This is a genomic window from Parasphingorhabdus sp. (assembly GCF_039982395.1).
Taxonomy (GTDB): domain Bacteria; phylum Pseudomonadota; class Alphaproteobacteria; order Sphingomonadales; family Sphingomonadaceae; genus Parasphingorhabdus.
Window position 1 is genome coordinate 14178 of the sequence record NZ_JBDWYO010000002.1, and the last position, 24032, is coordinate 38209.

Genomic DNA, 24032 nt, shown 5'->3' on the forward strand with positions numbered 1-24032 from the left:
GGGCTTAGCCATTGCGACGCTTCTGGGACCATCCCCTTTTGATTGGGTTTGCTAATCAGATAATGATTGATTGATCACTCGGCCATCAGATCCCGGACAAAGCCGATCAGGCCGGTTTGCCGCGAACGGCGCATGCGTTCGGTGGCGAGAATTTGTTTCACCTTGGTAAAGCAGGCGTCAAGATCATCATTGATCAGGACATAGTCATAGCCATCCCAATGGCTGATCTCGCTGGCGGCCCGCTCCATCCGTCCGTCAATCACGTCGGCGGCATCGGTGTTGCGGCTTTCCAACCGCTGGCGCAATTCTCCGAGTGACGGCGGCAGGATGAACACCCGCACGACATCCTGTCCGGCCCGTTGGTAAAGTTGCTGGGTTCCCTGCCAGTCGATGTCAAAAAGTACATCCTGGCCGGCTTCCAGGCTCTGATTGACCGGGCCGGTCGGCGTTGCATAGCGGTTGCCGAACACGGTGGCATATTCGAGGAAACTATGGTCGGCGACCATTTCCTCAAATTCGTCATCGCTGACGAAATAATAATCTTTGCCATGTTCTTCGCCCGGGCGTTTTTTGCGCGTGGTAACAGAGACCGACATGGCGATCTCATCATCCGCTTCCAGCAACATGCTGGCCAATGTGGATTTGCCTGCGCCGGATGGCGAGGACAGCACGAATAGCAGCCCTCTGCGGTTCAGATCACGGTGATCATTGTCAATTGTCTGAGAAGAAATATCGTCGGCCATAGCGGCTATTGGCCGAGAAGGGCGTATCGCGTCAAGATACTTGTCCCGATGATCTTCACTCTTGGGCCGAGATGAAATCATCCTGATGACAGTCCTGAAAATTCCGGCTATCCAAATTATATGTTTCAGGGACGTGTCAGCACTATCTTCTATGCGATCGGCATTACCATCATGGTCGGCTGGCTGTTTTACGTCGGTAAGGACATCATTCTGCCGATCGTGACGGCTGTGATATTGTTACAGATTCTCTATGCCGCGAGTGCCACGGTCGCCCGTATTCCGGGACTGGGCCGCACACCGCTTTGGCTCCGGGCCTCTCTCGCGCTGATCGGCGTGCTCGCGCTGCTTTTTGCGATGACCCGGATGCTGGTCGCCAGCCTGCAGAATCTGGTGCCTTCCTTGCCGCTCTATCAGCGCAATCTCGAGAATCTGTTCGCCGCCTGGTTCCCCGCACCGGTCGAGAATGCCGTTGCTCAGCCAGAAATTTCCGAACTCATGGCTTCTCCGACCGAAATGTTTGACCGGGGCACCGAGGCGGTTGCCAAGGCGATCAGTGAATTTGCGACCCGATTTTTTACCGAGATCGATATCGCCGCGCTCGCCCAATCCGTGCTGTCTTCGCTGACCAGTTTTGGCGGTTTTGTCTTCATCACGATATTATATGCTTCGTTCCTGCTGAGCGAGATTACCGGATTTCCGGAAAAAGTCCGCCGGGCTTTCGGATCGGATAGCGATTCCACCGACACGCTCAACATGATCACCCGAATCAACCATGATATCGGTAGCTATCTGGCAACCAAGACGTTGATCAATATCATCCTGGGCGTCATTTGCTGGATCATATTGCTGACATTGGGCGTGGAATATGCGGCTTTGTGGGCGATTATCATCGGCTTGCTCAACTATATTCCCTATATCGGATCTTTCGTTGGCGTGGCGTTTCCAGCCCTCTTCGCCGTTGCTCAGTTCGGCAATCTGACCATTCCATTGATAGCGACCGGTCTGATGACAACGGCGCAAGTGATTATCGGCAATGTTGTTGAGCCCAAAATGCTCAGCAAGTCGGTCAATGTCAGCCCGATGGTGGTGCTCGTTTCGCTGGCGATCTGGAGCAGCCTATGGGGTATTCCCGGTGCGATATTGGCTGTGCCCTTCACCACCATCTTGATGATTGTGCTTGCCCGCCGGCCGGGCACCCGTCCGATTGCGGCGCTGCTGTCCAGTGATGGCAATGTCTAGAGCAGGACCCGAGGCAGGGATCTCTTAAGCGGGGGTCAACGGGGGCTTTAGGAAAAAGGCCGCGATGAGCCCTGAGACCAGCAAGCCAATGGCCAAGGCAAAAGCCATGTCATAGCTGCCGGTTGCTTCGAAAATGAAGCCCGCCCCGGCCGGTGCAGCGGCCGCAAAAGGCAACATGACAGGTGCAATCACCGAGTTGATGATCGGGAAGGCGCGTTCGCCATAATAATTCCCCGTCACCACCGGTCCGAGCACAAGCAAGCCTCCGTAACCGGCGCCGAATAGCATGCCCATCGCCGAGAGCAGGATGACACCCGTGCCCAGCCAGAAACCCGCCAGACCAAGGGTCATGAGCGAAACAAACCCGAACACCGCCCAGCGCAGCTCGAATTGATCTCCAAGCCAGCCGGCAGGAATTCGGGCCAACCCGCTGCCCAAAATCGCGAGACCAATTATGGACGCCGCTTCGAGACCGGAAAGCCCGTTGTCGGTGAGATGCAATATCCCGTGGTTGAGCAGAAAAAAGAACGTCCCCAGATAGCCAAGCGTCACCAACATCACCAGATAGAGCGCGGGTGTCCGGATAATCTGTCTAACCGTCCAGTCATGATCAGTGCGGTGGGTTTTTGGTTTTTGGTTTTGGGCCAAGGAGCCGCCCGCCGCGAGGCCCGGATCGACATCATCAGGAAACTGGCCAATGTCCTTTGGCCGGTCGATGATAAATTGCGCTACAATCAGGGCTAGGATGATCATGGCAGCGGCCACCATCCAGGCGGCACGCCAACTGTCAAACTGGCTCATCAAGGACGAGAGTATTGGCTGCACCAATGCGCCACCCACAGCGCCGCCAGTCAGGACAATCCCTATGGTGGTCGATCTTTTGATGCTGAACCAGCTGATCATCGCGGTTTGTGAGCAAATCGGGCCGGTCAAGGCAAAGGACAAGCCCATGATTCCGCCCCAGATCAAGATCCATTGCCAGACCTCTGTCACCGAGAAAATCAGCAACATGAGGCCGGACAGCATGACGAGCAGGCCGATCGTTTCTGTCCAGCGGACGCCATATCGACTGAGAAGATATCCGGTCAAAGGATAGGCCAAGCCAAACATTACCAAGGCAATGGACTGCGCCAAAGACGCCGTCCCACGGTTCCAGTCCATCGTCTCGACCATCACCGGGAAGACGACAGAATAAGCGAAATAGACAAAGCCGGAGGCGGCAAATTGGATGAAGAAGAACAGCCCGACATTGGTCCAGCCATAGAATTTTCTGGGCGATTGCCCCGATTGCGCGGTTACCGCCAACATGCTCTCCTGCACCGCTTGATAGCAGCGGTTTTTTTACGAGCTTACAGCAATGTCAGTTACAATCAATGTTGCAGTCGGAAGGGCCAAATGGTTTTTGCTGGATTTTGGCAGCCAGAGATCGCGCCTTCCCCGCTGCCCCGTTCAACAAATATTGATAGAGCACATAATCGTCATCATGGACGAATATTAGCCGGCGACTATTGCTTCTCTGGGTCACATGATGAGGAAAGCTAGGGATAGCAATGCAGGCAAGAAGAGCCATGGCAGCAAGTTATAAACATACTTGGCGATGGCAAATGGGGTCAGGTTTTCAATAACGGACAGTTCACACCGGATTAGTGCAGTTAATAAAGTGTCATCGAGATTTAAATTCAACGTTTACAGCCCCAATCCTTGCCACCGAACGTCATATTCCAGAACAATGCAGTCCTCGTTCAGATCGGTATTTATTATCCAAGCATCGGCAGTGTACAAACTAAATGAGATTTTTGTATAGTCATCGCAATATAAAATTTTGCCTTTTTTGTATTTTTTCTTTCCATTAAGGTTGTTTCGAGGTTTGATATTTTCATAGGCCTGCTCTCTTGCGCTTCCATAATATAATGTAGAATAATCATTATTTTCCATCGTAATTATGGCTTCGTTTATGTGCATGTTGCGAATGTCAGGTGGGCTTGGTCTTATACAAAAATACAATACAATAAGAATAGATAGAAATACTATTAATAGTAAGCAAAATACAGTTACACAGCCATTTTTTTGAAATATTCTCATCATAAAATATATCTCAGAAACACTTAAGTTGCAGTGGAATTACGGCGACAGTAGCAAAAATGCACTTGTTTATCTGACTACGAGTTTAGGGGGTATTGCACCTGCTACCGTAACTCAATCTCGGCTTAGCTCATTCGTCGCCCAACGTAGCCGATAACCCCAAACAGCGCCATTCCCTTGGCGATTACCAAAGGGGCAAATGCGGCGATCTTAAATTCCTGAGGCATCGGGGCTGTGAATATCGCAAGCGCGTTAGTCACAATGAGCAATCCCAAAATCAGCCAGAACCAAGCCCTACCCCTTAAATGCCACTTCAAATTCAGAGCTACGCCAATGCCTCCAAACAGAAAAATACATCGCACAGATAAATGCCGTTATGATTTGTTCGGAATAGAGCGGACCAGGTTATCGTATTTTCTGTTCCTGCAGGAGTTGTAGGCATCTGCTGTATTCGCAATATCATATGCGGTCAAACCACCAACGCGACTGTACCTAGGCGCTTGAAGGCTGCACCTCCCAAGCTTTCTCCGACCGCTTCTTGTTTGCCAGTATAAGCTAACTCTGTTCGGGGACTGGTTTGCCCTCAATATCAATAACGGCTTCGGACGCAGGCAGGTTCTCTGCTTCTTTCGAATCATCATATATTTTTTTGGCGATCAGCGCTCCGCCGACCAAAAGGGCGCCCGGGATAGAACGGGTCGCGATGCGGGCGGCGATCATGCCTAGTCCGAAGTTCAGCAAGCCATCACCTTTTGCATGTTTGCGGGTTTCATTGCCGACCACGGTGGTGAATATATTTCTGACTAGCGACATCGCACATAGGTTCCTGATCTACGTCGGGTTTCCGACCATATTCTCAGGCTTAACATGGGCATCATAGGTTTCTTCGTCAACCAGCCCCAGTTCCAAGGCCGTTGCGCGCAGCGTCTGGCCAGAGGCGTGGGCGTGTTTGGCGATGGCCGCCGCCTTGTCATATCCAATGACCGGGGCAAGCGCGGTAACCAGCATCAGACTATTGTTGACCAGCTCCTTGATTCGCGCTTCATTGGCGGTCAGTCCGTCAACACAACGTTCGGCAAAGCTCGACATGCCGATGGAGATGATCTCGATCGAACGCAATACATTGGCGCCGATCAGCGGTTTGAATACATTCAGCTCCAGATGGCCTTGCAGGCCGCCCACCGTCACCGCCTGATGATTACCGATGACTTGCGCGGCGACCATGGTCAGCATCTCGCTTTGGGTCGGGTTGACCTTGCCCGGCATGATCGAACTGCCCGGTTCATTGGCCGGAAGGTCCAGTTCGCCGAGACCAGACCGCGGCCCCGAACCGAGCAACCGGATGTCATTGGCGATCTTGGTCAGCGAAACGGCCAGCGTGTTGAGTGCACCGGAGAGTTCGACCATCGTGTCATGGGCTGCCAGTTCGGCGAATTTATTGGTGGCGGACGTGAATTTCAGTCCCGTGATCTTGGAGATCTCATTGGCAATATGTTCGCCGAAATTCTCTGGTGCGTTGAGTCCGGTGCCCACGGCTGTGCCACCCTGAGCCAATTTGAGCAGCCGGGGCAGGACCGCCTCGACTCGGTCGCGCGCGGCTACCAGTTGCGCCGCATAGCCGGAGAATTCCTGTCCTAGGGTCAACGGCGTGGCATCCTGAAGATGCGTGCGACCGATTTTTACAATCGATTTCCACTTTTGTGCTTTCTCCGCCAGCGCATCGTGCAATTGTTCGAGTGCAGGAAACAGTTCGACCTCCAGCGCCAGTGCTGCAGCCACATGCATGGCGGTGGGGAAGCTGTCATTGGACGACTGCCCGCGATTGACATGATCATTGGGGTGGACCGGATATTTGCCACCGCGGGTGCCGTATATCGCTTCATTGGCGACGCCGGCAATCACTTCATTGACGTTCATATTGGACTGGGTGCCCGACCCGGTCTGCCAGATGGTCAAAGGAAATTGATTGTCATGCGCGCCGGTGCGTACGGCATTGGCGGCTTTTTCAATGGCTGCGGAAATTTCCGGTTCCAGGCCATGGATGCCATTGACCCGCGCGGCGGCCTGTTTGACGGCCGCCAGAGCATGGATCAGCCGGATCGGCATGCGCTCTTGCCGGGGAAAGGGGAAATTCTCGATGCTACGCTGAGTTTGAGCGCCCCAATAGGCATCGGCCGGGACTTCTATCTCGCCAAGAGAGTCGGTCTCGGTGCGGGTGCCGCTCACTTTTTCTTGCCGAAGTCCACTGTTACAACGTTGGAGCCATCATCAACCAGTTCGACCGCCGCGCTGTCGCCGTCATTTTCCGCGGGATCATGGTTGTCCATTTCGCCGTCAATCTCGTCCACCTGAAATTGCAGCGCAAAATCTACGGCCGGATCGACGAAAGACGTGATGGCCGCGAACGGGATATGGAGCATGGAACTGATCTGGTTGAAACTGAGGCCCACTTCGAATCGATCCTCATCAACCTTCAAATCCCAATAGCGGTTCTGAATGACAATCGTCATCTCGTCCGGGAATTTTGCGATCAGGTGGTCGGGAATATCAACGCCGGGTGCGCGGGTCTTGAACGTTATATAGAAATGATGCTCGCCGGGCAGGCCGCCTGTTACGACTTCTCCCAATACCCGGCCGACCACGGCGCGCAGGGCTTCCTGGACGATTTCGTCATATGGAATCAGGCTATCGATTGCATCATCACTCATTTGTCCTAGGTGGCGGGAAGCGGGCATCGGGTCAAGAGCGTAAAGTGAATTTCGTGACAACCAAAGGCCGCGAAATTCTTGCCTGATTTGGCCAAGCCATTATAGGCCTGTTGCATGAGAACAGCGACAATCGAACGAAACACCAAGGAAACCGAGATATTTGTCGAGCTGAACCTCGACGGTACCGGTCAATATGACGTGTCTACCGGCATTGGTTTTCTTGATCATATGATCGAACAATTTTCGCGTCATTCGCTGATTGATCTGAAATTGCGGATCAAGGGCGATCTCCATGTCGATCAACATCACACAACCGAGGACAGCGCCATTGCGCTGGGACAGGCGATCCAGCAGGCGCTCGGCGACAAGGCTGGCATCGTCCGTTACGGCAGCGCCTATTCCCCGATGGACGAGACTTTGAGCCGCGTTGCGCTGGATATCTCTGGTCGACCCTATTTTGTCTGGAATGCAGCTTTTACGCAGGAACGGCTCGGCGAGATGGATACCGAATTGTTCAAACACTGGTTCCACAGCGTCGCCGATGCTGCCGGGATTACCCTGCATATAGAGCTGCTCTATGGCGAGAATAACCACCATATAGCCGAGAGTATTTTCAAGGGCTTTGCCCGGGCCATGCGCCAAGCGGTAGAACGGGACCCGCGCAAAGGCGATGCTATACCTTCTACCAAGGGGCAGCTGGGTGGCTGAGACAATTGCGCTGATCGATTTTGGCGCTGGCAATCTTCATAGCGTACACAATGCGCTGATCGCTGCAGGGGCCGGGAATGTCGCAGTGACGGCAGATCCGAAGTTGGTCGCGCAAGCCGATCGCATCATATTGCCCGGCGTTGGAGCATTTGGCGCCTGCCGTGATGCACTGGTCGGGATATATGGCATGGTCGCAGCCCTAGAGCGGCGGGTCCGCGATGAATCTGTACCTTTTCTCGGTATTTGTGTCGGAATGCAGATGCTGGCCGACACAGGTATAGAATTTGGCACACATGAAGGTCTTGGTTGGATCGGCGGTACGGTAAAGGCAATCGAGCCTTCTGCCGCCGCGATCAAGATCCCGCACATGGGCTGGAATGATGTGACCCCGACCGAGGGGCATGATCTTCTCGAGGCCGGCGAAGCTTATTATCTGCACGGCTATCATTTTGACGCCGCCAACGAAGCGGAAATCTTGGCGAGGACCAGCCATGGCGGCCCGCTGGTATCTGCTGTCGGCCGCGACAATATCGTCGGCGTCCAATTTCATCCCGAGAAAAGTCAGGCTTATGGACTGGCTTTTCTCAGTCGCTTTTTGGAGTGGAAACCATGATCGTATTTCCCGCAATTGACCTCAAATCGGGCGAAGTCGTGCGGCTCGCCGAAGGCGATATGGATCGCGCGACCGTCTATGGTGACAATCCGGCGGAGCAGGCGGGCTTGTTTGCCACGGCCGGAGCCGAGCATATCCATGTGGTCGATCTCGATGGCGCTTTTGCGGGTTCACCGAAAAATGCCGAAGCGGTCGAAGCGATTGTCGCCAGCTTTCCCGGCTATGTGCAACTGGGCGGCGGGATTCGCGATCGCCAGACGGTCGAACGCTGGTTTGGACTGGGTGTGGCCCGGCTGGTGATCGGGACTGCGGCGCTCAAAGATCCAGAATTCGTCAAGGATATGGCGAAAGAATATGAAGGCGGCATAGTCGTCGCTGTGGATGCCAAAGACGGCATGGTCGCAACCGAAGGCTGGGCCGATGTGTCGGATGTCAGCGTCCGTGATCTTGCGCGCCGCTTTGAAGATGCAGGCGTTGCTTCTGTGCTGTTCACCGATGTTGGCCGCGATGGGATGCTGACCGGCTGTAATATCGAAGCGACGGTCGATCTGGCCCGGGGCGTCGATATTCCTGTGATTGCCAGCGGCGGGGTCAAGGGCCTGGATGATATTCACATGCTCAGCCAATTTGCCAAGGATGGCATTGAAGGCGTGATCACGGGGCGTGCGCTTTATGACGGACGGCTGGATCTGGCGACCGCGATTGCGATGGCCAACCGGTGACCGTCCGTATCCGCGTCATTCCCTGCCTCGACGTTGCCAATGGCCGCGTGGTCAAGGGTGTGAATTTCGTCGACCTGCAGGATGCCGGTGATCCGGTGGAACAGGCCCAGGCCTATGATGCTGCCGGCGCTGACGAACTCTGTTTTCTCGACATTACGGCCAGCCACGAAAACCGCGATACGATTATCGATGTGGTCCGGCGCACCGCCGAAGTCTGTTTCATGCCGGTAACGGTGGGCGGCGGCGTGCGCACCGCGGATGATGCCCGCGCCTTGCTAATGGCGGGCGCGGACAAGGTTGCGGTGAACAGCGCTGCTGTCGCCCGGCCTGAAGTGATCAGCGATATTGCAACCCGGTTCGGCAGCCAGTGCATGGTGGCATCGATCGACGCGCGGCGTGTCGCCGAAGGGCGATGGGAAATCTTCACCCATGGCGGACGCACAGCCACCGGGATTGATGCGGTCGACCATGCGGTCAGGATGGCCGAGCTGGGCGCAGGCGAGCTGCTCGTGACGTCGATGGATCGGGATGGTACCCGCGATGGCTATGATCTCGCATTGACGCGCACAATCGCCGATGCCGTGTCTATTCCGGTGGTTGCAAGCGGTGGCGTGGGCAATCTTGATCATCTGGTAGAAGGGGTAACCAAGGGGCACGCCAATGCAGTGCTTGCGGCCTCGATATTCCATTTCGGAGAATATAGTATAGCCGATGCCCACGCCGCGCTGCGCTCGGCACGGCTTCCCGCAAGAGTTTGATTCTGCTTCTATCGTCTATGGTTAATGTCGGTTTACCTTACAAATCCGAAACTTCGCAAAATACGTTAACCATTCTAACCCTCAAGAAACTAGGAAATTCATCAAGTTGGCAAGGAAATTGCTTAACTAATCCCATCGAAAAACGAAGATTAAATAGGGGTTTATGATGAAATTGATGAAATCAGCAGTATTGGCAGGCGTTGCAGCAATGGCTTTTGCAGCAGGCGCTCCCGCAAATGCTACTTGGGGTAGCTCAGGCTGGGGTAGCTCCGGTTGGGGTAGCTCAGGTTGGGGCAGTTCAGGTTGGGGTTCTTCTGGATCAACCGGTTCATCTGGATCGACAAATTCAACCGGTTCTACCGGCGGAACCACCAGCACATCAACCGGTTCAACTGGTTCAACCGGCGGATCTTCTTCCGGCGGTGGAACACCGGTTCCAGAGCCATCAAGTTTGATGATGCTCGGTTTCGGTCTTGGTGGTTTGGTTGCAGGCCGTATGGTCGCACGCCGCCGCAAAAAGGCCTGATTTCTCAGGTTTCAGAGACGCCCGTTTTCCAATAGCGGCGCGCTAGAAACAGGGCTGTCAGATGGGGATCTGACAGCCCTTTTCTGTGGGTGTCATAAACTTGTGCCGCTAGCACTTGACGAACAGGCAATCGGTCGCGCAAACCGTCAGCGATGACGGATATTCTTAAAACTCTCGAACGCACAATCCTGGAACGGCGTGAAGCCGAGCCGGATCAAAGCTATGTTGCCAGCCTCCGTGCCAAAGGTCGCGCCAAAATGGCCGAGAAATTGGGCGAGGAGGCTATCGAAGCGGTGATCGCTTCGGTTCAGGACGACAAGGCCGCGATGACCGGCGAGGCTGCTGATCTTTTGTTTCACCTGATGGTCTTGCTCGCCGACATGGATATGTCGCTTGACGACGTGATCGCGGAGCTGGCGCGTCGCGAAGGCCTGTCCGGATTGCAGGAAAAAGCTTCAAGAGGAACCAGCTGATGGCCATCGACCCGACCCTGTCCTATGATGATGATAATATTTTTGCGAAAATCCTGCGCAGCGAAATTCCCAACAAAACGGTTTATGAAGATGAATGGGTGCTCGCCTTTCATGATATCAATCCGCAAGCGCCTGACCATATCTTGGTGATCCCGAAGGGGCGCTATGTCAGCTGGGACGATTTCTCGGCAAAGGCTAGCGCGGCTGAGATTGCCGGATTTGTGCGCGGAGTGGGTCATGTGGCGCGCGAAGCCGGCATGGTGGAGCCTGGTTATCGCTTGCTCGCCAATATCGGCAAAGATGGTCATCAGGAAGTTCCACACCTGCACGTTCATATTTTTGCCGGAAAACCGCTTGGCCCGATGTTGATGCGCAGCTAGTAACAGGTGTAACAAGGCCGAAACGGTCCAAGATATTGGGGAGAATATTTCAATGGCAGGCGCAATAGCACCGGGTGGCGAGGGTTGGTCCTCGCGAACAGCATTTGTTTTGGCAGCGGTTGGCGCCGCGGTTGGCCTCGGCAATATCTGGCGTTTCCCGACGCTTGCTGGTGAAAATGGCGGCGGTGCCTTCGTCCTTGTCTATATTGGTTGTATTCTTTTGATCGGACTGCCGATGGTGCTGTCTGAAATATTGATTGGCCGTCATGGCCGCAGCGACGCCTATCATAGTGTGGTCAAGGTCGCGGAAGATTCCAATGTTAGCAGAAAATGGGGCATATTTGGCGGAATTGGGGTTCTGAACGCCTTTCTCATCCTCACCTTTTATAGCGTCGTTGCTGGCTGGGTGCTCTATTATGTCGGCGTGATGGGCGGCGATTTTCTTGGGGCCATTGCTTCCGGAAACCCCTTTGCTGGAGCGCTTGCTTCGGAAAGTCCGGAAACCATTCCCGGCAGAATGACCGATCTTTTCAGCAACATACCCATGCTGTTGGGGATGCACACATTGTTCATGATCATGACCATCTGGATCGTTGCGCGCGGCGTGACCGACGGTATTGAAAAAGCGGCAACCTATCTGATGCCGACCTTTTTTATCCTGCTGGTGTTGATCACGATCTATGGTGCTTTCACTGGTGAATTTGCCAAAGCGGTGGCCTTTTTGTTTACTCCGGATTTCAGCAAGCTAACTCCGGCGGTTATGAATGATGCGTTGGGGCAAGCCTTGTTCTCGATGAGTGTCGCTTCCGCGGCATTGATCACTTATGGCGGCTATGTATCGCGGGAGACCAAACTCGCGCCCACCGCCGGGATGATCGCCTTTGCTGACACCGGCGTTGCGCTTCTCGCAGGTCTGATGATTTTCCCGATTGTTTTCGCCGTTGGGCTAGATGCCGCAGCGGGACCGACATTGGTGTTCCAGTCTCTGCCAATAGCTTTCCACACGATGCCTGCCGGATCATTGGTAGGACTCTTGTTTTTCATCCTGGTCTTTTTCGCGGCCTTGACCAGCTCCATATCGTTGCTCGAAGCCGTAGTGGCATGGGCGATGCGCAAATTTGAACGGAGCCGTGCGTTCACAGCCTGGTCGATTGGCGGAATCACCTTCTTGATCGGCGTTGCCTGTGCCTTGTCCCTGAACGTTTGGAGCGATGTGCGACCTTTGGGCTTCATTACGCTTTTTGAAGACAAGAATATTTTCGATACGATTGACGATCTGGTGTCCAAAATCTTGCTGCCGCTCACGGCGTTCCTGACCGCTGTCTTTATCGGTTGGAAGGCTGACAAGAAGCTGATCGCGGCAGAGACAGGCCTGGAAGGCCCGCTGTTTGGCCTGTGGCGCTTTTTGGTGGCGTGGCTTTCTCCCGTCGGCGTGGCGCTGATCTTTGTCTTCGCTGTCTTCCCTAACCTGGTTGGGCAGGGCTAGCCGGTGGCCGGGCTGAAATCCCCGAAATGCCCGATATGTCGCAAAGCCGGAGTAGAGCAATGGGCACCTTTTTGCAGCGCAGGCTGTAAGGATCGCGATTTGCTGCAATGGCTGGGCGATGGATATAAAATACCCGGACCAGCGGTTTCTCCAGACCAGCTGGCTGATCATTTTGCCGGAGATTCCGGACGTGACGGGGAAGGCTAAGCGGTTGGAATCGAGCCGCCATTTTTAGGCTGGACAAGCAGCAATCCCCCCGCCTATAGCGTCGCTTCCTAACGCGGCCCGCACATTGTGTAGGCCCAGATGCCCGAGTAGCTCAGTTGGTAGAGCAAGCGACTGAAAATCGCTGTGTCGGTGGTTCGAATCCGCCCTCGGGCACCACTTTTTCCTAATATTTGGTGTCTCCAAGATTTCGCGCCTTGAGAATGCTCATGGCCATGCGCCAATGAATTTCGCCGAGCTGCAATGTCCCCCTTAAATGTTCCGCGATTTCGCCGTTTAACAATTCAGGTGCTTTGTAATTCCCCTCGACAACAGCGCGCAACCATTGCTCCCTTCTGTGTTGTGCTGCATTTGGTCGAGGCTTTTAGGGAGCGACACCGGTTTGATTATCCCTCCGGTGTCGCTCCTTTTCTTTTGTCATCGACCGCTAAAGCCTGCCGAGAATTGCCGGGCAGGCGCAACCCAATCCGCGGCGTTTAAAGGCCATCCAGGCCTTTGCTCACCATGATGTTGACCGCAACGCGGCGGTTTTGTGCTTTGCCCTGTGCGGTGTCATTGCTCGCAAGCGGGTCTGCTTTTGCCATTCCAGTGGGGGTGAGCATGCGATAGGGTTTCCAACCACAGGCTTGCTGAATATAATTGACCACCCGACCGGCCCGTTGTTCGCTAAGGCGCTGATTCAGTTCATCGCTACCGGTCGAATCCGTGTAGCCGACAACCAACAGCAAAGAGTTTTTCATCCCTTCTGCGGTGCTTGTTGCCGCGCACAGATCGGCTTTGCCCTGCGGGGATAGCGCGGACTTGCCAATATCAAAGTTCACGTTCGTCGTGCCTTTGATATTATATTGATCGATATCGCCCATGCGGCCCCTCAACGCTTGGGTTGCCGCTGTTTGTTCAGCAAAGCCTTGGGCCGTGCCCGTGTGGATCATATTTGCCGTTTTCAGGTCATTGTTGCGCAAATTGATTGTGCTCGCCACGAGGCCATCGCCGGATTGCAACGTCTTGACGGTGACAGGGAGGCCATTGAGCAACGCCGTCTGGGATAGTGTTTTGCGGTTGATGCCGAACAGGCCCTTGCTGGCTTTGATCTTGGTGGCATCATCAAGAGCGACAACCGCCCTGGTGCCGTCTTCGGCAATGATTTGCATTCTGTTGCCGCTGCGTGCTGTGATGATGCCTTTGATGTCGGGTCCTTTGGTGGCGGGAGCATCCGATATGGCGTCAACATATTCGGTTTCCTGCTGGCCGGTCACGACGATGTCGTCTTCCTGATTCAGCTGCTGTGCAGAAACATTACTCGGCGCTAGAATTGCAAGCGTGGCAAGCAAGAGAGGGGTTTTCTGACTTTTGGAAATATCACGCATTAAGCTTCTCCTTCAAACGATAGAATCCAGCCCCCGTGTTTGTGACGTTATGACCGTTAGACTCCCCAAAGCCTGCAGCGCAATATGAAGCGGTAAACGCGACATATGGACCGCCTGAGTGGTGCGGTCTTCCTTTCTGGTGCATGAACATGACCGGCTTTGTGGCTGATTCTGGGGACAATCCGAGTGGATCGCGGGGCAAGCCGTTGCGGACTGCCTGGTACAGAGAGAGGACGGGTTTCCGGAGGCGCCCGGCCGAGGGGCGAGCATTCGGCAGAATATCGAATCTATCGAGAATGATGCCCCAAGATCATCTCCGCCGCTTTTTCGGCAATCATGATTGTTGGTGCATTGGTGTATCCGGATGAAATCCGCGGCATGATAGAGGCGTCCGCGACATATAATCCTTCCAGTCCATGCACGCGCAATTCATGGTCGACCACGGCCATGGCATCGGCCGTTCAACACACTGGCACTGGTAGCAGCGATCAAAGTCCATCTTCGATCGTCAGGAAACAGGAAATGGGGGACGGACAATCTTTGCAACATATCGCCGCTATCGGGATGCAGCCGAGATTTGAACATTGCGCTGCAGCGGCCTAATCTGCCGTCCAGTCACGAGCCAGTTGATCCAACAGGCGCACGCCAAAGCCGGATGCGCCTTTAGGAGACAGCGGTCGTGAGGAACTGTTCCAATCCACACCGGCAATATCAAGATGCGCCCAAGGCAGAGATTCATCGATGAAATAGCCGATGAAATGCGCGCCGGCGCTGGCACCTGGCGCATCTGTAACGCCAGAGTTCTTTACATCGGCAATGTCTGAACGGACTGCTTTCGCATAGGCTGGATGAAGCGGTAATCTCCACAGAGCCTCTCCGCTCTCTTCTGCTGCGTTCAACATTCGGTCTGCCACAGCATCTTCGCGCGCGAACAGTCCGGCATATTGACTGCCCAGCGCTCGTCCGACTGAGCCGGTCAGCGTCGCAATATCAACCAATGCAAAAGGTTTGTACCGATCCGCCACATATTGCACCGCGTCGGCGAGCACCAACCGGCCCTCGGCATCGGTGCTCAGTATTTCGATCGTCTTGCCACCATAGGTGCGGACGACATCACCGGGGCGTTGGGCATTGGCGCCGGGCATGTTTTCGGCCAGCGCGGCCACTGCTACGACATGAACCGGCGCACGGCTTTTGGCTAAAGACAATGTGGCCCCCATTACCGCAGCGGCGCCTGACATATCCGCCTTCATTGCCCACATGCCTTTATTTGGTTTTATGGATATGCCGCCCGTATCAAATGTGATCCCTTTTCCTGCCAGAGCCAGTGGCGGACCGCTTGCGCCCCGATAGCTGACGACCATCATCCGCGATCCGCGCGGGCTGCCTTGGCCAACACCCACAATGGCGCCCATGTTCAATTTTCGCATCTCCGTTTCATCAAGAACCTTGATACTGACATTGGGAATGCCAGAAAAAGCCGCGCGTGTGCGGTCAACAAAGCTCTGCGGGTAGAGAGCGTTCGCTGGCTCGCTTTGCAGATCACGGACAAAGCGGACCCCTTCGGCAAGATGCTTGTGCCGACCATTCCAAAGCGCCTGTGCCTCGCTCGCGCCGGCCCCCGCAATGGTTATCTTTTGGCTGGCCGGACTTTTGTCCACGTCATATTGATAACGATCAAAGCGATACTGGCCGAGTGCCAAGCCAAGCGCCGCTTCGGTCATCGTCGCGGGATCAGGCGCGCCGACAATGGCCAGTTCAACCTCTTCCTTCATCAATTTTTGTACGGCGCTGCCTGCGGCTTCGCGCCAGTCCGCGCCTTTGTCGTCGGGCTTTGCGGTTCCGACAATCAGTATCAATGGGCGCTGACCAATGCCCCGGAGCTTAAGGCTATGGCCTAGCTTTCCTTTAAATCCCTCGGCGGCAATGGCAGTCTCCACCGCGCCACGCTCGGTCATGGACAGGCCCGGAACATCTAGCAGCTCCCCATTTTGGGTCAAAATGACGAGCGCGGCGGTTGCGGGCACTTGCTCGGCAAAGCCGATGGGCCGTTCTTGACTATTCCCGGCCGTGCTGGCGGGTACACCTGATCCAATAACCGATTGCGCCTGCGCCGGGGCGGCTATTGCCATCAACGGTATGGCGGCAAAAAGGCCAATGCATTGAGTCTTGAACTTGGTCATGAACGCTCCTTTGTATCTTTGGCTTCGGGGTTGGCCAAGGCTGTAACTTTGCGCAAGACCATGCAAAGGGCAAGTTCGATCTATCAACAAAAAACGATGAATGGAGACGTCGAGGACAATGTTGGCCCCTTTCTACAACGGGCCCCCACGTGAGTCTCGGTCATGGTTGCAAGCCCTGACTCCTTCGTGAACCCGCTTCTTGAGACGCCGGTTTCTCTATTGTCAAGGGAGGTCAAAGGGATAGGAATGATTTATAGAGACCAAATGACCTGATCGGTCTATTGCTGTTCCACAAGCGATGGCGGATCAACAAGGGTGGGCTTCGGTGGAAGAATGCGCTGCCACATGTTTCGCCGCATAATTTTAACGTCCTTCAGGGGGTCACATGACAGACCAGGAATATGATATCATCGTTTATGGTGCCACTAGCTTTGTCGGTCAGATCATGACCCGCTATATGCACGAGCAATTTGCCGACGGGTCGATACGCTGGGCGATCGCCGGGCGTTCCCAGAGCAAGCTGGAGGCATTGAGCCACGACATCGGTCTGTCAGATATTGAAATTCTGGTGGCGGATGCCAGCGACGAAGACGCGCTAAAAACAATGTGTGGGCGCGGCAAAGTCGTTATCTCGACCGTCGGACCTTATGCGCTATATGGCGATACATTGGTCAAGGTTTGCGCCGAATCTGGCACCCATTATTGTGACCTTACGGGCGAGCCGCAATGGATCCGCAAAATGCAGCAACGCTATGCAGAAGCGGCGCAGGAGAGTGGCGCATTGATCGTGCATTGCTGCGGGTTTGACTCGATCCCGTCAGATCTCGGCGTGCATTTCTTGCAAAAACAGGCCTTAGAAACATTTGGCCAGCCCTGCAGCAAGATCAATATGCGGGTAGCAAAGCTCAAGGGCGGCGCATCGGGCGGCACGATCGCCAGTATTATCAACATGGTCAAGGAGGCGGCAGGCGACGCGGATTTGCGGCGGCAATTGCAGGATCCCTATAGCCTATGTCCACCAGACCATGGTTTTTCGGCTCAGCAACGCGACGTAAAAATGGCCTATGATGATGAATATGACAGCTGGATTGCGCCCTTTGTAATGGCCGCCATCAACACCCGTGTAGTGCACCGTTCCAACGCTTTGACGAACAACAGCTACGGCGTCGACTTTCTGTATGAAGAGGCGATGGTGACCGGCAAGGACGGAAAGGGGAAGCGGATGGCCCGGGCCACGGCGTGGGGCATGAATCTATTCATGGTCGGTCTTGCGCTGCCACCGGTTCGTTGGTTGCTGGAAAATTATATACTGCCCAAGCCGGGGGAAGGACCCAGTGAAAAAGAGCAGCTGGAAGGCCATTATGACCTTGTCTTTTTGGGTGCCACAGCGGCGGGCGATCAGATAAAATGCCGCGTAACCGGTGACCGCGACCCGGGCTATGGGTCGACCGCGAAAATGCTGGCGCAGGCCGCTGCTTGCCTCGCGCAGGATATGCCTGCGGATGCGAAAGGCGGTTTCTGGACACCGGCCTCAATATTGGGCGACAAGCTGATTGAACGATTGCGCAAGCACGCCGGTCTCACATTCGACCTTGAATGAACCAGACCACCGCTCTCCCCGTGAATGCAGCGCTGGAACGGGCTTCTGGCCGCCGACCAGCTAGCGTTTTGTCGACCGGTAGCTGTGCTGGACCAGGGATATCACATTGCCTGCGGCATCACGTTCAAAGGTGATCGCCTCTGCGAGTGTGTCGTCCTTGCGTTTGCGCCGGAAAACGTCGCCTTCCTCATGGACCCAGGTCTCCAGCGCGCCGGTCGGATCATTGGCGAAAATCGGTATAGCAAACAGGCCGTCCTCATTGACCCCAACATATAAGTCCCAGTCATAATTGGCGACATGATAAGACCCTTCAAAGGCAGACAGGTTGACGCTGCTTTTCGACTTTTCTGCTTTGGCCGTTTTCTTGGCGTCTTTGGCTAATTTTCCATGAACTTTGGCTATCGCTTTTTCGGTTAGCGAATAGACGGTTTTCACCATCGCTCCGGGTGATACATCGTTCGCACTGACCATCATCACAGCCGCCACTTTGGTCGGCAAACGCATGACAAATTCGGTCCGCGCGCCCGGACAATAGCCGCCATGGCCCCACATGGTTTTTTTGTTATAGCGCCGCGTCGCATATGCGAGCCCCCACGCCGGTTCTTCAAAATCCGCACCGACCCAGTGTACGCGCTGCATATTCTTCAGCGTGGTCGCTTTCAATATTTCCTCGCCTCCTTTGTCCAGCAATCGGAAATTCCATGACGCAAATTTCGCTATGTCGTTGACACTGGATGCAATTCCAGCGGCGGGGGCGAAGGCGCGGAAACTGTGTGGCTCGACGGCCTTTCTTTCGCCCTTCGCAGAACGGATATAATAGCCTTGCGCAAAGCCATTGCCCGCGCGATCAAAAGGCATGTCGGTTGCCGATCCGTCCATTCCGAGCGGGCTGAAGATGGTCTGATCGACATATTCGCCCCAGCTCTTGCCGGATAGCTTGCTCACGACATCACCCAGCATGGCCATGCCGAGGTTTGAATATTGCCAATGGTCATAAGGCTTGTACAATTGTTCCTGCGTGCTGACCGTCTCGCGTAATCCAGCAACATCGGGGAAACTATTGTCGGCCCAATAATCTAGCGTGCCTTCTCGGGGCAAGCCCGCGACATGCGACAAAATTCCCCGCGTTGTGACAGGCTCTTCAGATCCGAGCTTGTCGGGCAAGGCCATGCTGGCATCATATTGGCTCAGCGGCGCATCAAGGTCGAGCAGCCCTTCGTCGACCAGATTCATCGCCGCGACCCCGTTAAACAGCTTTGACACCGAACAGATGCTGAAGAGTGTATCATCGGTGACGGGATTTGCCGTGCTGTAGCTTTCAACGCCAAATTGATGGCTCCAGATCAGTTCCTGATCATGCACCATGCCGATCGCTGCACCGGGAACCGACTCCTTCTCCAGATTGGCGTCTAGCCAGACCGAAGCGGCGCGAAACCGAGAAGCCAACGCTTCCTCTGGCGTTTCCGCCAATGCCGGCATCGTGATTGTCGTGGCGAGCACAATGGCCAGCGCATTTCTGGAAAGCATGATCAAAATCCCCTGTAATTTCGACCAACTTACGCCCGGATGGCGCAAATGCAAGATACGGGATGACAGGTTTTTGACGTCCGCTTTCGAGATGTTGCGAACCCAAGGCCAACGCCCGCTTTGGGCGCAAAAGCGGACACTAGGAATTTCGCTTATGTTTCAGTTCGAAATATCAGGAGCATAGATTAAGATTGGTGTTGACTATAAACTCTACATATATATATTTATATTCATGGCTAGGCGTCGCAACATATCAAAACAAACCCGTTTGGTCCTATTGATGCTCGCCGAGGCTCCACAAACTTGGCGGTATGGTTATGAAATAACCAAGATGTTAAACATCAAGTCTGGTGCTCTTTATCCGATTCTCATAAGATTGAGTGAGCAGGATTACTTGGAATCAGAATGGCGGGATTCTGAAAAGCCGGGACTTCCTCCGAGGCACGTTTACCGCTTGTCCGCCGCCGGAACAGCTCTGGCGCGCCATCAAGCAAATGATGCGTCGCTTGATCCTTTGGTTTTACCAATTGGTGCGGCGGTATGAAATCCATTCAAATAAAAATGGCTGAACATATCCTGTCAGTATCATCGCGAATTATGCCCACTAGCCAGAAACAGTGGGCGACCGCAATGCACAATGAATTTCACCATATCGATGGACAACAGGACGCGCTGCTTTTTGCAATTGGATGCCTTTTCGCTGCTTGGAGACAGAAAATGAATGTTGAACGTTATGAACCCATTTTACGCTGGGGTATCGTTACCTGCCTCTTTGGTTGGGCAGCACTCAAGGTTTATCTTAGTAGCGCGAGCCCTGAGGCCTGGCAGGAATATTCTTGGTCGGGCTGGCAGTTGGCGTTGATTGGCTCTGCATCCATTGCGTATTTGGGTGCCGGAATATTTTTACTCCTCAAAAAATGGCCACATACACTTGCTGTGTTGCTCTTTGCATTGGTTTTAAATTCAGCACATTTCATGATGATAGCTTCGACTGCATATATTGAAACCAGTATTGCTGTTCCGATGGTCTTCTCACTTGCTGTGGTCAGTGAAGAGTATTTTATATGGGCCTTGGCTATGACTGGCAGCTTGTTTTTGTGGCTTATTCCAAACTTGAAATGGATTAGAAAGGGGCATGCAGTATGAATCCCAGTTATGCGAAATATCTTGCTTGGTTAGGCTGTTTCGTTCTTGTTCTTACTGCATTGCTCCATACCACCGGTTTCTCTGAAGCATCCAAAGTCGCGAATATTGATGGCACCAATCCTTTCGTTGCATTTTTTATCGAACCATTATGGCTACTTCCTGTTTGGAATTGGCTTATTGTGTCTTTGCTAGCCGGAATATTGACTATCAAACAGCATCGGCAGAATGCTATTCTTCTAACTATCATCAGCCTTATACCATTAGCCAATGCCGCGACTCTTTTTATATTCACGGGGCCATTTGTCGGGGGCTTTGCGCTACTAATTGCAGGCAGCTTGTTTGCTACAAGCGGTTTCATGTCATTGCGGGAAGTAAATCAAAGTCTCTCGGATAAGAAATAAACCCTTGTTAGATCTCGGCTGGCGAGCTTTCCAGGGTCCGCTATGGGGGCAAAAGCTGACACTAAGATTGGGCAGTTTGATTGTCGGTTTTGGCTCGATTTGCCGACATTCGACGGTCGTGATACTAAGCCTCCTATTAAATTAGGGACAGGTTTGGATGAAAATAGTTGGAGTTGCTGTCGCGCTCGTTGCTGCAGTGAGCGCCTCTAGTGCTGAAGCGAGAGATATTGTTGCGGATGCGGCAGATGCGATCGCTGCGCAGGATGCTGATACTTTGGAAAACATGCGTTTCGATGCATATGATTTAGATAACACACCATTGTCAGTGGACAACCTGCTGGACCGCGTCTCCCAATGCAAATTTCTAGATCAAATGGACCCTGATCTCCAGCCTTATCCCCGAGAGATCCACTTTGCATGTGAACAAAGTCAAGATGATCAAGGTCCCTGTGAAAGCAATATTCTGATTGTTGCGCTTGATCGCGCCACATCACCCCATGTGTTCGCTCAACTAAGGTTCAAGCGGCTTGAAACTAGTGCTTGTGCTCTGCCTCAGGCTCCGGTTTCAAAAAATCCCAACAATGGCTTATAGTATATCCGCACCCGGCACACTCGAGCACGGTTTGGCTAGCCTTGGGCCAATGTCCGCTTTCGGGAGATTGCTGCCATTGGAAGACTCTTTTTATGGCAGATTTTCAACCAATTTCGGTTAAACTATGGAACGTAATCCCACTATTCGCGAAGTTCTTCGGTTGGCAAATGAGGTACAATCACCTTGAGTGCTTCGATCATTCTCTCATATTCGGCACGGACCGCTGGTTCATGTCCTCCCTGAGCAAAACTAATCGTTCGTCGTGTGTTGATTTCGATCATCGCGTGATGCCAGTAGCCGTCGTTGTCGGTAGTTCGGAAAATCAGCTTACTGATCGAATGCGGCGCTATACGCTCGACTGAACTCTGCAACGGCCGCTTCATCACCAAGGTGATTTCCCCTGTTTGGCAATTGACCAGAAACTCTCGTGTTCGAGCGTAGATGAGCTCCTTTACCAAGAAAGGCAGACCCAATAAAAATAATGCTGTGAATGGTACGACAAAATGCAGGGGCGCTGCATCTCGTGGTTCCAGCCATAACGCTATGATGCAGACCGGAAAAATAATCAGAAAACAAAGCATCATGATCGCACCTAGCCAATCGCCTTGATCAACAAAATGCTGTTCGGGAGGGTGACCTTCCTTGTCCATAAATCAGCCATAATGGCCTATTGTTAAACTTATCTTTAGTGCCGGCTGGATGGTCACACTGGATCCGCTGGCTGTGGCCTTGACAGGCTTGAAAACCGAGGTTTTCGGGCGAAAGTGACGGGAAACAAAAAACGTGCATTTCTGTCAATTTTGCGCTGGGGCAATAGGGTCGGGCTTGCCTCCGGCTTTTGAGGCTGGAAGATTTTGAGCATAGGCATAAATGCGAAAGAAATGATCCTAGGCCGGAATCAAAGGCTTGGATCGCTGCGATGCAGCCACTTCACCCGCTTCTCTTATTTCCGGTAGTCCAGTGGCGGATCGCGGTCGCCGAGCAGGGATTTATACTGGTAATCCGGGCCGCGCGCCTTGTCGAATTCTGCCTTGGCTTCGGCGCGCAGGTCGGGGTTTGTGTATAGCTCTATCGCCGCCAGAGACAGCGTTTTGGCGGCGACTTGGACGCCTTTGAAGCCGATCGACATGCCGCTGGCCGCAGACGACTGCCAGCTGTGCGCCGAGGTGCCAGGCACCCAGGTGGCGGTGCGCAGGCCGACCGTCGGTGTGGCATAAGAGACATCGCCGACATCGGTCGAGCCATAGCCGAGGGAGACCGTATAAGCTTGTATTTCTTCCTGGCTGCCCAGCGCATGGCCGGGTTTGTCAAAGCTGGCATATATGCCCTCGGCAAATTTCTGCTCTTCCGCTGTATAAGTAACACCGCCGACCTGGCGCAATTTGGCATCCATCATCTTCGCCAGCGGTTCGTTGACCAGCAGCGGGTTGTTGCCGTGAATCACTTCCCAGTCGACTTTGGTGCCGGTGCCCAGCGCGGCGCCCCGGGCGGCGTCTTCGAGCCGCGTCCAGATGGCATCAACGCCATCCGGATCGGGGTGGCGGACATAGTAAAAGACTTCAGCAAAGTCCGGTACGACATTGGGCGCGGTGCCGCCGTCGGTGATGACATAATGGATCCGGCTTTGCTGCGGGACATGCTCGCGCATCATATTGGCCATCATATTGAAGGATTCCACGCCATCCAGCGCAGAGCGTGCCTTTTCCGGTGCTCCCGCGGCATGGGCAGACGTGCCGCGAAAACGGAATTTCGCGGAGCGGTTGGCAAGGGTAGTGCGGGCGGCGGCCGAATTTTCATCAGCGGCATGCCAGTGTAGCGCGATATCAACGTCATTGAACAATCCCGCCCGGACCATATAGACTTTGCCGCTGCCACCTTCTTCGGCTGGCGTGCCATAGAGGCGCACGCGGCCGGGCGTGCCGGTTTGCTTGAGCCATTTGCTCACCGCGATGGCGGCTTCTATCGATCCGGCGGCGAACAGATTGTGGCCGCATGCATGGGCGGCGCCTTTGCCGTCGATCGGGGAACGGGTGGCAACCGCGTCCTGATTGATGCCAGGCAGGGCGTCATATTCCGCCAAGATAGCGATCACCGGACCGCCTTTGCCGAACTCGGCGGTAAATGCGGTGGGAATATCCGCCACGCCAGAGGTGATGGCGAAGCCGTTGGATTTGAGCGTCTGTTTCAGAAGGTCGCTGGATTTTTGTTCCTGATAGCCCAGCTCGGCCCAATCCCACAATTGCCGGGCGGTCTTTGCCGATTCCGCGGACCGCGCATCGACTAGAGCCGAGATGTCCGACATGATGTCTGCTGGCTGGGCATGGGCGGATACGGGAAGGGAGGCGAGGGCGGCAATCAGGGCGTAACGGATCATGGGAACCTCATTTGTGCAGTTATTCAGGCGAGGATGGCATAATATGGGGGCGACGGGCAACCACGTTTTAATATTGCCTGATGTGGGTGATTTTAGGTCAATTGCAAAAATGCAACTCGCAGGTGCAGCATTTCATATTGCAACTTAATTGAGGGCGGGCCTAGTTTGCGGTTCAACCC

The 24032-nt window shown here is 54.1% G+C and carries 26 protein-coding genes, 1 tRNA gene and 1 pseudogene; 16 read left to right on the forward strand and 12 right to left on the reverse strand.

From position 1 onward, the window contains the following. Positions 1 to 74 precede the first annotated feature (74 nt). Positions 75 to 743, reverse strand: a complete 669-nt coding sequence (gmk, locus tag ABJV08_RS05695) for a guanylate kinase (protein ID WP_348053267.1) — start codon at positions 741 to 743, stop codon at positions 75 to 77. A gap of 120 nt (positions 744 to 863) precedes the next feature. On the opposite strand from gmk, the gene ABJV08_RS05700 reads away from it, so the two are divergent. Continuing rightward, positions 864 to 1982 (forward strand): AI-2E family transporter, encoded by a 1119-nt coding sequence (locus ABJV08_RS05700; RefSeq protein ID WP_348053268.1) that lies wholly within the window; start codon positions 864 to 866, stop codon positions 1980 to 1982. Positions 1983 to 2006: 24 nt separating this feature from the next. Here the strand turns inward: ABJV08_RS05700 and ABJV08_RS05705 are convergent, their stop codons facing one another. The 5 genes from ABJV08_RS05705 to ABJV08_RS05725 form a co-directional block, all read right to left on the reverse strand. Next, positions 2007 to 3290, reverse strand: a complete 1284-nt coding sequence (locus ABJV08_RS05705) for an MFS transporter (RefSeq protein ID WP_348053269.1) — start codon at positions 3288 to 3290, stop codon at positions 2007 to 2009. 378 nt (positions 3291 to 3668) lie between these two features. Further along, entirely contained in the window at positions 3669 to 3917 is a 249-nt protein-coding gene (locus ABJV08_RS05710) for a hypothetical protein (protein ID WP_348053270.1), read from the reverse strand. A gap of 702 nt (positions 3918 to 4619) precedes the next feature. Next, entirely contained in the window at positions 4620 to 4877 is a 258-nt protein-coding gene (locus tag ABJV08_RS05715) for a hypothetical protein (protein ID WP_348053271.1), read from the reverse strand. Between the two features lie 18 nt (positions 4878 to 4895). Next, entirely contained in the window at positions 4896 to 6290 is a 1395-nt protein-coding gene (gene fumC / locus ABJV08_RS05720) for a class II fumarate hydratase (RefSeq protein ID WP_348053272.1), read from the reverse strand. Further along, positions 6287 to 6772 (reverse strand): ClpXP protease specificity-enhancing factor SspB, encoded by a 486-nt coding sequence (locus ABJV08_RS05725; protein WP_348053275.1) that lies wholly within the window; start codon positions 6770 to 6772, stop codon positions 6287 to 6289. The genes fumC and ABJV08_RS05725 overlap by 4 nt, the downstream gene beginning before the upstream one ends. A gap of 114 nt (positions 6773 to 6886) precedes the next feature. On the opposite strand from ABJV08_RS05725, the gene hisB reads away from it, so the two are divergent. The 10 genes from hisB (at position 6887) to ABJV08_RS05775 (ending at position 12822) form a co-directional block, all read left to right on the forward strand. Beyond that, positions 6887 to 7480 (forward strand): imidazoleglycerol-phosphate dehydratase HisB, encoded by a 594-nt coding sequence (gene hisB / locus ABJV08_RS05730; protein WP_348053277.1) that lies wholly within the window; start codon positions 6887 to 6889, stop codon positions 7478 to 7480. Further along, positions 7443 to 8093, forward strand: a complete 651-nt coding sequence (gene hisH, locus ABJV08_RS05735) for an imidazole glycerol phosphate synthase subunit HisH (protein WP_348053279.1) — start codon at positions 7443 to 7445, stop codon at positions 8091 to 8093. Before hisB ends, hisH begins: the two co-directional genes overlap by 38 nt. Further along, positions 8090 to 8815, forward strand: coding sequence for a 1-(5-phosphoribosyl)-5-[(5-phosphoribosylamino)methylideneamino]imidazole-4-carboxamide isomerase (hisA, locus tag ABJV08_RS05740; protein WP_348053281.1), 726 nt, complete (start codon positions 8090 to 8092; stop codon positions 8813 to 8815). The genes hisH and hisA overlap by 4 nt, the downstream gene beginning before the upstream one ends. Continuing rightward, a complete protein-coding gene (hisF, locus tag ABJV08_RS05745) occupies positions 8812 to 9573 on the forward strand; it encodes an imidazole glycerol phosphate synthase subunit HisF (protein WP_348053283.1) in 762 nt (253 codons plus the stop codon). Before hisA ends, hisF begins: the two co-directional genes overlap by 4 nt. A 166-nt stretch (positions 9574 to 9739) precedes the next feature. Next, on the forward strand, positions 9740 to 10099 hold the full coding sequence (locus ABJV08_RS05750; RefSeq protein WP_348116168.1) for a PEP-CTERM sorting domain-containing protein: 360 nt from the start codon (positions 9740 to 9742) through the stop codon (positions 10097 to 10099). A gap of 152 nt (positions 10100 to 10251) precedes the next feature. Next, the gene (locus ABJV08_RS05755) at positions 10252 to 10572 is read left to right on the forward strand and encodes a phosphoribosyl-ATP diphosphatase (protein WP_348053287.1); all 321 of its coding nucleotides are present in this window, start codon (positions 10252 to 10254) and stop codon (positions 10570 to 10572) included. Beyond that, on the forward strand, positions 10572 to 10952 hold the full coding sequence (locus ABJV08_RS05760) for a histidine triad nucleotide-binding protein (protein ID WP_348053289.1): 381 nt from the start codon (positions 10572 to 10574) through the stop codon (positions 10950 to 10952). The genes ABJV08_RS05755 and ABJV08_RS05760 overlap by 1 nt, the downstream gene beginning before the upstream one ends. Before the next feature lie 52 nt (positions 10953 to 11004). After that, on the forward strand, positions 11005 to 12438 hold the full coding sequence (locus ABJV08_RS05765) for a sodium-dependent transporter (protein ID WP_348053291.1): 1434 nt from the start codon (positions 11005 to 11007) through the stop codon (positions 12436 to 12438). A gap of 3 nt (positions 12439 to 12441) precedes the next feature. Next, positions 12442 to 12645: a DNA gyrase inhibitor YacG gene (gene yacG, locus ABJV08_RS05770; protein WP_348053293.1), complete on the forward strand. Its 204-nt coding sequence runs from the start codon at positions 12442 to 12444 to the stop codon at positions 12643 to 12645. A gap of 101 nt (positions 12646 to 12746) precedes the next feature. Continuing rightward, positions 12747 to 12822 (forward strand) — tRNA-Phe (locus ABJV08_RS05775). A 317-nt stretch (positions 12823 to 13139) separates the two neighbouring features. Here the strand turns inward: ABJV08_RS05775 and ABJV08_RS05780 are convergent. The 3 genes and pseudogenes from ABJV08_RS05780 to ABJV08_RS05790 all read right to left on the reverse strand — a co-directional run bounded on the left by ABJV08_RS05780 (position 13140) and on the right by ABJV08_RS05790 (position 16213). Continuing rightward, positions 13140 to 14030: an OmpA family protein gene (locus ABJV08_RS05780; RefSeq protein WP_348053295.1), complete on the reverse strand. Its 891-nt coding sequence runs from the start codon at positions 14028 to 14030 to the stop codon at positions 13140 to 13142. Positions 14031 to 14317: 287 nt separating this feature from the next. Then, positions 14318 to 14476 (reverse strand): annotated as a pseudogene (locus tag ABJV08_RS05785) (GMC oxidoreductase); the annotation flags it as partial. A 153-nt stretch (positions 14477 to 14629) separates the two neighbouring features. Beyond that, positions 14630 to 16213, reverse strand: coding sequence for a leucyl aminopeptidase (locus tag ABJV08_RS05790; protein ID WP_348053297.1), 1584 nt, complete (start codon positions 16211 to 16213; stop codon positions 14630 to 14632). 385 nt (positions 16214 to 16598) lie between these two features. Between ABJV08_RS05790 and ABJV08_RS05795 the strand changes: the two genes are divergently transcribed. Then, positions 16599 to 17813 carry a saccharopine dehydrogenase NADP-binding domain-containing protein gene (locus ABJV08_RS05795; RefSeq protein ID WP_348053299.1) on the forward strand — a complete coding sequence of 405 codons (1215 nt, stop codon included), beginning with the start codon at positions 16599 to 16601 and terminating at the stop codon, positions 17811 to 17813. Between the two features lie 60 nt (positions 17814 to 17873). On the opposite strand, the gene ABJV08_RS05800 is transcribed toward ABJV08_RS05795, so the two are convergent. Then, positions 17874 to 19340, reverse strand: a complete 1467-nt coding sequence (locus tag ABJV08_RS05800) for a serine hydrolase domain-containing protein (protein WP_348053301.1) — start codon at positions 19338 to 19340, stop codon at positions 17874 to 17876. 232 nt (positions 19341 to 19572) lie between these two features. Here ABJV08_RS05800 and ABJV08_RS05805 point away from each other — a divergent pair, with 232 nt between their 5' ends. The 4 genes from ABJV08_RS05805 (at position 19573) to ABJV08_RS05820 (ending at position 21479) form a co-directional block, all read left to right on the forward strand. Beyond that, positions 19573 to 19884, forward strand: a complete 312-nt coding sequence (locus ABJV08_RS05805; protein ID WP_348115126.1) for a PadR family transcriptional regulator — start codon at positions 19573 to 19575, stop codon at positions 19882 to 19884. Further along, positions 19881 to 20486 carry a hypothetical protein gene (locus ABJV08_RS05810; RefSeq protein WP_348053305.1) on the forward strand — a complete coding sequence of 202 codons (606 nt, stop codon included), beginning with the start codon at positions 19881 to 19883 and terminating at the stop codon, positions 20484 to 20486. Before ABJV08_RS05805 ends, ABJV08_RS05810 begins: the two co-directional genes overlap by 4 nt. Then, complete coding sequence (locus tag ABJV08_RS05815) at positions 20483 to 20887, forward strand: hypothetical protein (protein ID WP_348053307.1); 405 nt, start codon at positions 20483 to 20485, stop codon at positions 20885 to 20887. The genes ABJV08_RS05810 and ABJV08_RS05815 overlap by 4 nt, the downstream gene beginning before the upstream one ends. Before the next feature lie 157 nt (positions 20888 to 21044). Continuing rightward, positions 21045 to 21479 (forward strand): hypothetical protein, encoded by a 435-nt coding sequence (locus ABJV08_RS05820; RefSeq protein ID WP_348053309.1) that lies wholly within the window; start codon positions 21045 to 21047, stop codon positions 21477 to 21479. 140 nt (positions 21480 to 21619) lie between these two features. On the opposite strand, the gene ABJV08_RS05825 is transcribed toward ABJV08_RS05820, so the two are convergent. Both ABJV08_RS05825 and ABJV08_RS05830 read right to left on the reverse strand, forming a co-directional pair. Next, a complete protein-coding gene (locus tag ABJV08_RS05825; RefSeq protein ID WP_348053311.1) occupies positions 21620 to 22129 on the reverse strand; it encodes a hypothetical protein in 510 nt (169 codons plus the stop codon). Positions 22130 to 22422: 293 nt separating this feature from the next. Continuing rightward, entirely contained in the window at positions 22423 to 23853 is a 1431-nt protein-coding gene (locus tag ABJV08_RS05830) for an amidohydrolase (protein ID WP_348053313.1), read from the reverse strand. Between the last annotated feature and the right edge of the window lie 179 nt (positions 23854 to 24032).

Bases quoted from the DNA above. Each gene is read 5' to 3' on its own strand.
- ABJV08_RS05700 (WP_348053268.1), top strand. From the start codon at position 864: ATGTTTCAGGGACGTGTCAGCACTATCTTCTATGCGATCGGCATTACC.
- ABJV08_RS05825 (WP_348053311.1), bottom strand. From the start codon at position 22,129: ATGGACAAGGAAGGTCACCCTCCCGAACAGCATTTTGTTGATCAAGGC.
- ABJV08_RS05810 (WP_348053305.1), top strand. From the start codon at position 19,881: ATGAAATCCATTCAAATAAAAATGGCTGAACATATCCTGTCAGTATCA.
- ABJV08_RS05795 (WP_348053299.1), top strand. From the start codon at position 16,599: ATGACAGACCAGGAATATGATATCATCGTTTATGGTGCCACTAGCTTT.
- ABJV08_RS05725 (WP_348053275.1), bottom strand. From the start codon at position 6,772: ATGAGTGATGATGCAATCGATAGCCTGATTCCATATGACGAAATCGTC.
- ABJV08_RS05805 (WP_348115126.1), top strand. From the start codon at position 19,573: ATGGCTAGGCGTCGCAACATATCAAAACAAACCCGTTTGGTCCTATTG.
- ABJV08_RS05765 (WP_348053291.1), top strand. From the start codon at position 11,005: ATGGCAGGCGCAATAGCACCGGGTGGCGAGGGTTGGTCCTCGCGAACA.
- hisA (WP_348053281.1), top strand. From the start codon at position 8,090: ATGATCGTATTTCCCGCAATTGACCTCAAATCGGGCGAAGTCGTGCGG.
- ABJV08_RS05755 (WP_348053287.1), top strand. From the start codon at position 10,252: ATGACGGATATTCTTAAAACTCTCGAACGCACAATCCTGGAACGGCGT.
- ABJV08_RS05715 (WP_348053271.1), bottom strand. From the start codon at position 4,877: ATGTCGCTAGTCAGAAATATATTCACCACCGTGGTCGGCAATGAAACC.
- ABJV08_RS05750 (WP_348116168.1), top strand. From the start codon at position 9,740: ATGAAATTGATGAAATCAGCAGTATTGGCAGGCGTTGCAGCAATGGCT.
- ABJV08_RS05710 (WP_348053270.1), bottom strand. From the start codon at position 3,917: ATGGAAAATAATGATTATTCTACATTATATTATGGAAGCGCAAGAGAG.
- ABJV08_RS05790 (WP_348053297.1), bottom strand. From the start codon at position 16,213: ATGACCAAGTTCAAGACTCAATGCATTGGCCTTTTTGCCGCCATACCG.
- ABJV08_RS05820 (WP_348053309.1), top strand. From the start codon at position 21,045: ATGAAAATAGTTGGAGTTGCTGTCGCGCTCGTTGCTGCAGTGAGCGCC.
- gmk (WP_348053267.1), bottom strand. From the start codon at position 743: ATGGCCGACGATATTTCTTCTCAGACAATTGACAATGATCACCGTGAT.
- ABJV08_RS05815 (WP_348053307.1), top strand. From the start codon at position 20,483: ATGAATCCCAGTTATGCGAAATATCTTGCTTGGTTAGGCTGTTTCGTT.
- ABJV08_RS05780 (WP_348053295.1), bottom strand. From the start codon at position 14,030: ATGCGTGATATTTCCAAAAGTCAGAAAACCCCTCTCTTGCTTGCCACG.
- ABJV08_RS05705 (WP_348053269.1), bottom strand. From the start codon at position 3,290: ATGTTGGCGGTAACCGCGCAATCGGGGCAATCGCCCAGAAAATTCTAT.
- ABJV08_RS05830 (WP_348053313.1), bottom strand. From the start codon at position 23,853: ATGATCCGTTACGCCCTGATTGCCGCCCTCGCCTCCCTTCCCGTATCC.
- hisH (WP_348053279.1), top strand. From the start codon at position 7,443: ATGCTATACCTTCTACCAAGGGGCAGCTGGGTGGCTGAGACAATTGCG.
- hisB (WP_348053277.1), top strand. From the start codon at position 6,887: ATGAGAACAGCGACAATCGAACGAAACACCAAGGAAACCGAGATATTT.
- ABJV08_RS05760 (WP_348053289.1), top strand. From the start codon at position 10,572: ATGGCCATCGACCCGACCCTGTCCTATGATGATGATAATATTTTTGCG.
- ABJV08_RS05800 (WP_348053301.1), bottom strand. From the start codon at position 19,340: ATGCTTTCCAGAAATGCGCTGGCCATTGTGCTCGCCACGACAATCACG.